The sequence below is a fragment of the Fontimonas sp. SYSU GA230001 genome (genome assembly GCF_040066175.1).
Classification (GTDB): Bacteria; Pseudomonadota; Gammaproteobacteria; order Nevskiales; family Nevskiaceae; genus Solimonas.
Window position 1 is genome coordinate 1 of sequence record NZ_JBEAAM010000037.1, and the last position, 10,176, is coordinate 10,176.

At 66.4% G+C, this 10,176-nt stretch carries 9 protein-coding genes; 3 read left to right on the forward strand and 6 right to left on the reverse strand.

What is annotated here, in order from left to right; translation table 11 throughout:
- Positions 1–316: 316 nt before the first annotated feature.
- The 6 genes from AAG565_RS15165 to xerD form a co-directional block, all read right to left on the reverse strand.
- Complete coding sequence (locus AAG565_RS15165; protein ID WP_348820488.1) at positions 317–1,801, reverse strand: mannose-1-phosphate guanylyltransferase/mannose-6-phosphate isomerase; 1,485 nt, start codon at positions 1,799–1,801, stop codon at positions 317–319.
- 64 nt (positions 1,802–1,865) lie between these two features.
- Positions 1,866–3,224, reverse strand: coding sequence for a phosphomannomutase (locus AAG565_RS15170; RefSeq protein ID WP_348820489.1), 1,359 nt, complete (start codon positions 3,222–3,224; stop codon positions 1,866–1,868).
- Between the two features lie 19 nt (positions 3,225–3,243).
- On the reverse strand, positions 3,244–3,873 hold the full coding sequence (locus tag AAG565_RS15175; RefSeq protein ID WP_348820490.1) for a sugar transferase: 630 nt from the start codon (positions 3,871–3,873) through the stop codon (positions 3,244–3,246).
- 312 nt (positions 3,874–4,185) lie between these two features.
- Complete coding sequence (gene galE / locus AAG565_RS15180) at positions 4,186–5,160, reverse strand: UDP-glucose 4-epimerase GalE (protein WP_348820491.1); 975 nt, start codon at positions 5,158–5,160, stop codon at positions 4,186–4,188.
- Positions 5,161–5,183: 23 nt separating this feature from the next.
- On the reverse strand, positions 5,184–5,975 hold the full coding sequence (locus AAG565_RS15185; protein ID WP_348820492.1) for a DsbC family protein: 792 nt from the start codon (positions 5,973–5,975) through the stop codon (positions 5,184–5,186).
- Positions 5,976–6,057: 82 nt separating this feature from the next.
- The gene (gene xerD / locus AAG565_RS15190; protein WP_348820493.1) at positions 6,058–6,945 is read right to left on the reverse strand and encodes a site-specific tyrosine recombinase XerD; all 888 of its coding nucleotides are present in this window, start codon (positions 6,943–6,945) and stop codon (positions 6,058–6,060) included.
- Positions 6,946–7,013: 68 nt separating this feature from the next.
- Between xerD and AAG565_RS15195 the strand changes: the two genes are divergently transcribed.
- From AAG565_RS15195 to zapE, 3 genes are all read left to right on the forward strand, one after another.
- Positions 7,014–7,763 (forward strand): lysophospholipid acyltransferase family protein, encoded by a 750-nt coding sequence (locus tag AAG565_RS15195; RefSeq protein ID WP_348820494.1) that lies wholly within the window; start codon positions 7,014–7,016, stop codon positions 7,761–7,763.
- Between the two features lie 42 nt (positions 7,764–7,805).
- On the forward strand, positions 7,806–9,122 hold the full coding sequence (locus tag AAG565_RS15200) for a D-arabinono-1,4-lactone oxidase (RefSeq protein ID WP_348820495.1): 1,317 nt from the start codon (positions 7,806–7,808) through the stop codon (positions 9,120–9,122).
- An 8-nt stretch (positions 9,123–9,130) separates the two neighbouring features.
- A partial coding sequence (gene zapE, locus AAG565_RS15205) for a cell division protein ZapE (protein ID WP_348820496.1) occupies positions 9,131–10,176 on the forward strand: 1,046 nt, incomplete at its 3' end.

Genomic DNA, 10,176 nt, shown 5'->3' on the forward strand with positions numbered 1-10,176 from the left:
CAACCTGTCATGCATACAAATCGTTCCCACTCATCATGGCCGCCAGCCGGACGGCTCCCATACCGTCCAATCTACCCACTCAAATTTCAAGAGAGGCAAGAAACTGTTGGCGATGACAGGCGGATTGCGTCCGCAGGTCGCCAATGGGTGGTGATGGAGCGCGGAAATGATGCTTGAACGCCGAATATCGGGCGCGTCGGCGCCAGAAACGATCATTAACTCGTCGCGCTGCATTCATCGCTGCCCACCAGCGCGCTCTCGGGCGACTTAATCAGACGTTCCTTAAAGCTCTGCGATCTAAAGCGTTCTGGAGGGATCAAATTTTGCATCGCCCATACACATCATCAAATCGCACGATATCGTCCTCGCCCAGATAGCTGCCCGACTGCACCTCGATCAGCTCGAGCGGGACCTTGCCCGGATTCTCCAGCCGGTGCTTCCCGCCCAGCGGGATATACGTCGACTGATTTTCGCCCACCAGGAATTCCTTGTCGTCGCAGGTCACCTTGGCGGTGCCGCTGACCACGATCCAGTGTTCGGCCCGGTGGTGGTGCATCTGCAGGCTCAGGCGGTGTCCGGGCTTGACGACGATCTTCTTGACCTGGAAGCGCGGCCCTGCGGCCACACCCTCGTAGCTGCCCCACGGACGGTGGACCACCGGATGCTGCTGGACCTCGCCGCGCTTCTGCGCCTTAAGGCGCGCGACCAGCGCCTTGACGTTCTGCGCATGTTGACGCGTCGTGACCAGGACCGCGTCCTTGGTTTCGACGATCACCTGGTCCTTCAGGCCCAGCGCGGCGACCAGGCGGGATTCGCTGTGTGCCAGCACGTTGTCACTGTCCTCGATCACGACATCACCGTGACCGTAGTTGCCGCGACTGTCCTTGGGCAACTGGTCCAAGTAGGCCCAAGAGCCCACGTCGTCCCATCCGGCATCCAGCGGCACCAACGCGGCCTTGTCGGTCTTCTCCATCACCGCGTAATCGATGGAATCTGAACGGGCCTGCTTGAAAGCGGCGGCGTCGAGCCGGATGAAATCGAGGTCGCGCCGGGCACTGGCCAGCGCCTGACTGCAGGCGGCGACCATGTCGCCCGCAGCCGAAGACTCGAAGCGCTGCAGCTCGCTCAGGAACAGACCGGCGGGAAACAGGAACAGGCCGCCGTTCCAGTCGTAGCCGCCCTGGTCAAGGAATTCCTGGGCACGGTGCGCGTCGGGTTTCTCGACGAAGGATTCCAGCTCGAAGGCCAACGGTTCGTCGCGTTCCTGGATTCGCGCTTTCGCGGGAATGACGGATGTATTGATGTAGATCGGTTTGCCGCGCTTGAGGTAGCCGTAGCCGGTTTCGGGGCGGGTGGGTTTGATGCCGAAGACCATGAGCCATCCCTGCGCGGCGCCCTGCGCGGCGCAGTTGGCTGCAGCGCAAAACGCGGAGACGTCCGTGACGACATGGTCCGCGCTCATCAGGAAGACCAGCGCATCGGCGCCGTAGCGCTCCTTGACGTGCAGCGCGGCGACGGCGGCTGCGGGTGCGGTGTTGCGGCCTTCGGGCTCGAGGATGATGGTGGCGCCTTCGATGCCGATCTCGCGCAACTGCTCGGCGACGATGAAACGATGGGCGTCTCCGCAGATGACGACCGGCGCGGTCGCGCCGTCGATCTGGCGCGCGCGCAGCGCAGTCTGCTGCAGCAGCGTGTACTCGCCGCCGATCTTGAGGAACTGCTTGGGATAGGCCTCGCGCGACAGCGGCCAGAGCCGCGTGCCGGAACCGCCGGCGAGCAGGACGGGGACGACTGGATTCATGGGCGATCAGTGCGGATGACGGTACTGCCCTCAGGCCGGCAGCGGCATGAACGGGCAACGGCCATCATGCTGATCCAAGCGCTTCGATCAACGCAAGCAGTTCGGCGGTCTTCGCCCGCATCAGCGCTTCGTCACCGCGCGACTCGACGTTGAGGCGCAGCACCGGTTCTGTGTTCGAACCACGCAGATTGAATCGCCAGTCGCTGAATTCGAGACTGATGCCGTCGGTCCGGTCGATCGTCTCGGCGGTGCCCGCATACTTCGCCTCGATGCGCTGGAGCACGGCTGGAATGCTCGCGACGGTGCGGTTGATCTCGCCGCTGGCCGGAAACTTGCGCATGCGCTCGCCGACGAGCGCCGACAGCGGCAGTCCCTGGCTGGACATCAGTGCGGCGACCAGCAGCCACGGGATCATGCCGTTGTCGCAGTAGGCGAAATCGCGGAAGTAGTGATGCGCGCTCATCTCGCCGCCATAGACCGCGTTTTCCGCGCGCATCCGTTCCTTGATGAAGGCATGGCCGGTCTTGGACTGGATCGGGATGCCGCCCGCGGATCGCACGACGTCGATGGTGTTCCAGGTCAGCCGCGGGTCGTGGATGATCTTTGCACCTGGCTCCCGCACGAGCATCGCTTCGGCGAGCAAGCCGACGATGTAGTAACCCTCGATGAACGCGCCGCGCTCGTCGAACAGGAAGCAGCGGTCGAAATCACCGTCCCAGGCGACGCCGAGATCGGCGCCATGTGCCCGAACGGCCTCGGCCGTCGCGCTGCGGTTCTCGGGCAGCAGCGGATTGGGAATGCCATTCGGGAACGTTCCGTCCGGCAGGTGGTTGATGCGGATCAGTTCGAACGGCAGCTGCGGTGCGAGCGCATCGATCACCAAGCCTGCAGTGCCGTTGCCAGCGTTGACGACGATCTTCAGCGGTTCGAGACGCTCGGGGCGGACATAGTCGAGCAGGTGCTGGACGTAGGCGCCGCGCAAGTCGGTGGCCACGAGCCGGGTTGACCCGTGCGGAAGCTCCGTGGCCCGCTGCACGTCCTGCTCCAGCTCGCGCAAGCCGGAGTCGCCGGACACCGGCCGCCCCCCACTAAGCACCAACTTCATGCCGTTGTAGTCCGCCGGGTTGTGACTCGCCGTCACCATGATGCCGCCGTCCAGGTCGGCGTGGAATGTGGCGAAGTAAACTTCCTCGGTACCGCATAAGCCGAGGTCGAGAACTTCCGCGCCGCCATGGTTCAGACCCAGCGCCAGGTGCTCAAGGAGTGCCCGGCTGCTGTGGCGGATGTCACGGCCAACAGCGACTCTGCGCGCGGCGAAGCGACGTGCGTAAGCGAGTCCAACGCGATAGGCGACCGTTGCGCTCAGCTCGTCCGGCACGCGGCCGCGGATGTCATAAGCTTTGAAGCAGGCCAAGGAGGGCATGCGCGGGCCCGCAGCCGGGTCAGTAGGCGCCGCGGCGTCCGATCACGACCTGAACGGTGCGCAGCAATATACCGAGATCGAGCCAGACGCTCGCGTGCTGCGCGTAGTAGCGGTCCATCGCCACGCGCCGGGAATATTCGATGTCATTGCGGCCGGAAACCTGCCACAGCCCGGTCAGGCCCGGCTTCAACGCCAGGTAGTGCGCCTTGGCGGTACCGTACCGGGGTAGCTCGGCATCGACGATCGGACGAGGGCCGACCAGGCTCATCTCACCGCGCAGCACGTTGATCAGCTGGGGCAGTTCGTCCATGCTCGTACGGCGCAAAAACTCACCGATCCGCGTGACGCGCGGGTCGTCCTTGAGTTTCTGATCGCGTTCCCATTCGGCCAAGCGCTCGGGACATTCGGCCAGCAAGGTCTCAAGCACTTGCTGCGCGTCGGGCACCATCGTCCGGAACTTGTAGACCTTGAAGCGCTGCCCGCCTTGCCCGATTCGGGTATGCGAAAACAGAACGGGGCCGTTCTGAAACAAGAGCACCGCGCATACCACAGCAATGAGAGGGCACAACGCAACGGCAAGACCGACCGCACCGACGACATCCAGGGCGCGCTTGGCCGTGCCGCCTGTCCATTGAGGCCGCCTCAGCACTGGCCGCGTCTGCTCGATACCCCTAGCTGCTACCCTGGGCTGTGCAACGGGCGGCTGACCTCGTCCGCCTGCTGACCCCAACAGCGTCGCCCCGTCCATGCAATCTCCCTTGTTCTCTGCCCTTGGTCTATTCGTTCAGCCCCGAGCCTTGCTACGCCCGACTCACTCCCAACATGGGATGAAAGCCGAGCCAATCAGCCGCACAGCCCGGTGGTGCCCATCCGCCGTGACACTATAGCTTTACTTCTGCTTCGTGCCCATACAGAGAAATCCTACAGGACCGTTCTGGGGGATCCCCATTCTAGGAGGCGATCAGTAGGCCGGCTGGCGATGCCATCGCCACGCGCTGTCGATGATCGTGTGCAGATCTGCCCGGAAAGGATGCCAGGCGAGCTCCGCCTCGGCCCGACCACTGCTGGCCACGAGCGTGGCCGGATCGCCCGCCCGACGGCCGTCCACCTCGATTCCGAGTTTACGACCCGTGATGACTTCGACCGCGGTAACGACCTGCTTGACGGTATAGCCACGCCCGTTGCCCAGATTGAAAGCACGGAAGCCCGGTTCACGGTCCAGGCGCTCCAGCGCCCGCAGATGCGCGTCGGCCAGATCGTTGACGTGGATGTAATCACGCACGCAGGTGCCATCGACCGTCGGATAATCGTCGCCGAAGATGCGCACGTCGATGGCCTCGCCGGCCGCCTTGCGCAGCAGCCGCGGGATCAGGTGTGTTTCGGGATGGTGCGATTCGCCGATGAGGCCCGACTCGTCGGCGCCGGCGGCGTTGAAGTAGCGCAGCGCGACGGCGCGCAGCCCGTAAGCCGATGCGCAGTCCGCCAGGATCTGTTCGATCGCCAGCTTGCTGCGGCCATAGGGATTGAGCGGGTGTGTCGGATGCGCTTCGTCGATCAGCTCGGTTTGCGGTTCGCCGAAGATCGCCGCGGTGGACGAAAACACCAGCCGTTCGACACCGTGGCGGCGCATCGCTTCGAGCAGCACCAGAGTATTGCCGACGTTGTTGCGGTAGTACTTGAGTGGATCGGCCACCGACTCGCCGACCAGCGAGCAGGCGGCGAAGTGCATCACCGCGTCGAACCGATGCCGGCCGAACACGGCGTCGAGCGCAGCGGCATCGCCGATGTCCGCCTCGATGCACTCGCCCCACCGCACTGCAGCGCGGTGGCCGGTGGAGAAATCGTCGCAGACGACCGCCTGGTGGCCATGCTCGGCGAGCTGCTTGCACATGTGCGCGCCGACATAGCCCGCACCGCCGACCACCAGGACCTTCATCGTCCAGACCCGCTTCGGTCAGCTCAGCCCTGTTCGCGGCCGTTCAGCCTCTCCGCGAGCCGCGCCGCGGGCACGTAGCCGTTCACGACCTCGCCATCCGGCAGGATCAGCATCGGCGTGCCGCGCAGTCCGAGCTCGACGCCGAGCTGGTACTCGGTCATGACCGGGTTCGGGCAGCTGGTGTCGCCCTCGACAGGGACGCCCTGCTTGGCCAGCGTCAGCGCCTGCTTGCGGTCCTTCGAGCACCACACGGCCTGAGCCTTGCGGAAGGATTCCGTGTTCGGACCGGACCGCGGATAGAAGGCGTAGCGGATGGTGATGCCGCGCTGCGTGTACTCGTCGATCTCGCGGTGCAGCTTGCGGCAGTAGCCACAGTCCACGTCGGTGAAGACCGTGACCGTGTGCTGTGCGTCCGAGGCCCGTTCCGGACCGAACACGATCATGTTGTCCTCGCCCAGCGCCGCGAGCCGTGCGATGCGTTCACTCTTGCGCTTGTTCTCGGTCAGGCTCACGCCACTGACCAGATCGACCAGGTCGCCCTCGATCAGATAGCGGCCGTCGGCCGTGACGTAGGCGAACTGCGAACCGACCTGGATCTCGTAGAGACCCGGCGCATCGGCGGGGTGGATGTTCTCGCGCTTGACGCCGGTCAGTACCCGCGTGACGTTGTCGCGCACGGTGTCGATGTCGGCGCTCGCCGACGCGGCGTCCCCGATCTCGGGGTTCGCCACCGGATGGTAGGGAGGTGCGCAGCCAGCGAGCGCCCAGGCGCAGACGCAGGAGGCCAACAGGGTTTGTGCGTGACGCAGAGTCATGGTGAGTCCAACGGCATGAAAGGGCGGCATTATGACAGCAACGGCCCGGTTTGATTCCGCCACCCGGCCTGAACGGAAGGATTCACTTGCGCGGATGGTGCGTCGCGTGGATCTGGCGCAGCCGTGCCTGCGCGACGTGCGTGTAGATCTGCGTGGTGGACAGGTCGGCGTGGCCCAGCAGCGACTGCACCGCACGCAGGTCCGCGCCGTGATCAAGCAGATGCGTCGCAAAGGCGTGGCGCAGGCTGTGCGGTGACAGCGTGCTGCGGATACCCGCACGCAGCGCATACGCCTTGATCAGCCGCCAGAAATTGTGCCGTGTCATGGTCTGCCCGCGCGCGGTGAGGAACAGGCCGTCGGCGCCGCGGCCCTGCTCCAACTGCGGCCGCGCTTCGGCCACGTAGCGCCGCAGCCATTCCATGGCCTCCTCGCCCATCGGCACCAGGCGTTCCTTGCCGCCCTTGCCCATCACCTGGACCACACCAACGCGCAGATCCACCCCGGTCGCCGGCAGGCTCACCAGCTCGCTGACCCGCAAGCCGCTGGCGTACATCAGCTCGAGCATGGCGCGGTCGCGCAGTCCCAGCGCAGTGCTGGCGTCCGGCGCCGCGAGCAGGCGCTCCACTTCCTGCTCCGACAGGGTCTTGGGCAGGCGCAGTCCCAGTTTGGGCGAATCCAGCCGCGCGGTCGGATCGTCCCGGCGCTGCCGGTCGGCATGCAGGTAACGATAGAACTGGCGCATCGCCGACAGCAGACGCGCCTGCGAGCGCGGGCTGAGCGCGCGCGCGACGAGGTAGTCGCGAATCTCGGCCTCGCCGGCCGAGGCCAGTGCGATCCCGCGCGGGGCCAGCCAACGCGCGAACAGCCCCAGGTCCGAGCGGTAACTGGCCTGGGTGGCGCGCGCCAGGCCGCGTTCCAGCCACAGATGGTCGAGAAAACGACCGATCACCGCGGCGTCTTCGGCGGTCAACGGATCGGTCGCAGGCGGAACGGGGTTTGGCATTCTCAAAGCTGGCGTTTCGCCCGGATAATGCACGAATGGTCAAACGCCTTTTCGAGTGGCTCTACGCCCCCGTCGCCGGCGCGCTGCTCGCCGCCGGCTCCGCGGTGGTCTGTGCACTGGTCATCGCCGGTCCGACGCTGACGGTGCGCCGCGAGCTGGGCCGGCTCGGCGTGCGCCTGATGCTGGCCAGCATCGGCGTACCCCTGTCGGTCCGGGGGCGCGAGCACCTGCCGCCGGGCGCCTGCGTGGTCGTCGCCAATCATGCCAGCTACATCGACGGGCTGGTGCTCACCGCGGCCCTGCCCCGACGGTTCACGTTCGTCGTACAGGACGGCGCGGCGTCCTGGCCGCTGATCGGCCTGACCCTGCGCCGCATGGGCGTGATCTTCGTCAACCGCGATTCGGCACACAGCAGCGCACAGCTCACCCGCCAGCTGATGAAACGCCTGCACCACGGCGAATCACTGGCGATATTCGCCGAAGGCACGTTCAAGCATGAACCGGGGTTGTTGCCGTTCAAGACCGGCGCCTTCCTCATGGCCGCGCGCACCAGCACGCAAGTCGTCCCGGCCGGCATCCGCGGCACGCGCCGGCTGTACGGCGGCGGCCGCAGGCTGCCGCGCTGGAGCCCGGTGGAAATCGACATCCGGCCTCCACTCGCCGCCGACGGCAAGGATCGCGAAGCGGCCGCACGGCTGCGCGATCTGGTCCGCGCCCAGGTGCTGGCCCTGTGCCGCGAGCCGGACCTGCACCTGCCGCAGACGGCCGCGGATGCCGACGGTTGAATCGGGTATCCTGCGCGGCCCATTCCGATCAGGCAGATTCACTTGAGGCGACGCCGCACCCGCACCTGGGTCAACTGGTCCGGCACCGTGCGCTGCGAGCCGGCGTATTGCGCACGCCCGGTGACCGTCGAGGAAATCCAGTCCGAAGTGGTCCGCGTCGCCGAGGAGGGTGAACGCCTGCGCGTCATCGGCGGTGGCCACTCCTTCGCCCCGCTGTGCTGGACCGACGACAATCACCTGTCCCTGGAACGCTTCACCGGCATCGAATCCGCGGACCTGGAGCGGCGCCGCGTGTGGGTCCGTGCCGGCACGCGCCTGCAACGGCTGTGCGAGGCACTCGCCGACCGCGGTCTGGCGCTCGAGAACGCGCCGGACTTCGACCAGCAGACCCTGGGCGGCGCACTGGCGACCGGTACGCACGGCAGCGGCGCCGCATTTGGCAACCTCGGCTCGCTGGTGACCGGCCTGCGCCTGGTGTGCGCCGACGGTTCCTTGCATTCGCTGTCGGCGGAACAGGATCCTGACCTGTTCCGCGCGGCGGTGGTGTCGCTGGGTGCCATGGGTGTGGTGACCCATGTCGAACTCCAGTGCGTGGACGATTACCGGCTCGAGCTGCGCACGCAGGCTGCGACGCTGGGCGAGACCTTGACGCGCATCGACAGCTTCCGCCGCGACCACCGCAACAGCGAGTTCTTCTGGTTCCCGTACACGGATTCCGTCGTCCTGCGCACGGCCGACGTCACCCGCGAGCAACCGACGCGCCTGTCGCCGCTGCAGCGCGCCGCGCGTCGCACCACCGACCGCATCGTGTTCCGCGGCATGGCGGAAGCCGCGCGCCGCACACCGCACATGGCCGAACAGTTCGGTCGGCTGGCGACACGCATGGTGTCCGGTCGCCGCGACGTGCTCAGCGCACGTACCGCCTATGCGCTGCAGCGGCGCCTGCGTTTCCAGCAGCTCGAGTTTGCCCTGCCCGTCACACGCCTCGATCCCGTGCTGCGTTCGCTCGACCGCATCATCAAGGCGCTGGCGTTCCGCATCCACTTTCCGATCGAAGTCCGCTTCGTCGCCGGCGACGACAATTGGCTCTCGCCGCACTACGGACGCGACAGCGCCTGCATCTCGGTGCCGGCCTACCCGGACATCAGCTACGAGGCTTACTTCGCACCGATCGCCGAGCTGATGGAACGCAACGACGGCCGTCCGCACTGGGCGATGCTGCACGACCTCAAGGCCGAGCAGCTGCGCGCACTGTACCCGCGCTTCGACGACTTCCGCGCGCAGCGCCGCCGCTGCGATCCGCGCGGGCTGTTCCTGAACCCCCACCTCGCGGCGATCTTCGGCGAAGACCTGCGCTGACCCGTCACGTGTCCGCATCCCTGCTTTCCCCCCGCGAGCGATACGAACGCGAACTGCAGCGCGACGGCTTCGTCCGCGACCCGGCGCAGGCCACGGCGATCGAGGCGCTGCAGCGGATCCACGACGAACTGTGCGCCACCCCGCCGAGACGCCGTTTCGGCTTCGGCGCGCCGCGCTGGACCGCGGTGCGCGGCCTGTACATGTGGGGCGGCGTCGGCCGCGGCAAGACCTGGCTGATGGATGCGTTCTGCGAATCGTTGCCCGAACCGATACGCCTGCGCACGCACTTTCATCGCTTCATGCTCGACGTGCATGAGCGACGCCGCAGATACCCCGACGAGCAGGATCCCCTGCGGCTGGTGGCCTCCGAGTATGCGCGCCAGCTGCGCGTGCTGTGCTTCGACGAATTCTTCGTCTCCGACATCGCCGATGCGATGATCCTCGGCCGACTGTTCGACAACCTGTTCGCACGCGGCGTGACCCTGGTCGCTACCAGCAACATCCCGCCGGACCGGCTCTACGAAAACGGCTTGCAGCGCGCCAACTTCCTGCCGTTCATCGAAGTCCTCAAACGGCACGTCACCGTGCTCAACGTGGACGGTGGCACCGACTACCGGCTGCGCGCACTGACGCACGCCGAGATCTATCACAGCCCCTGCGACAGCCGGGCCGAGGCCAACCTCGAACGCTGGTTCGCCGAGATCGCGCCGGAACCCGGACGCGCGAACGAGGCGCTGATCATCCACGGCCGCAGCATCCGCAGCCGGCGCATCGCCGACGGCGTCGCCTGGTTCGACTTCGCCAATCTCTGCGAAGGACCGCGCGGCGCCGCCGACTATGTCGAGATCGCACGCACCCACCACACCGTGCTGCTGTCGCGGGTGCCGCAACTGACCGGGTTCCACGAAGATGCCGCGCGGCGCTTCATCAATCTCGTCGATGAGTTCTATGACCGCGGCGTCAAGCTCATCATCGCTGCCGAGGTGCCGCAACGGGATCTGTACGTCGGCGACAAGTCACGCTTCGAGTTCCAGAGGACGCAGTCACGGCTCAC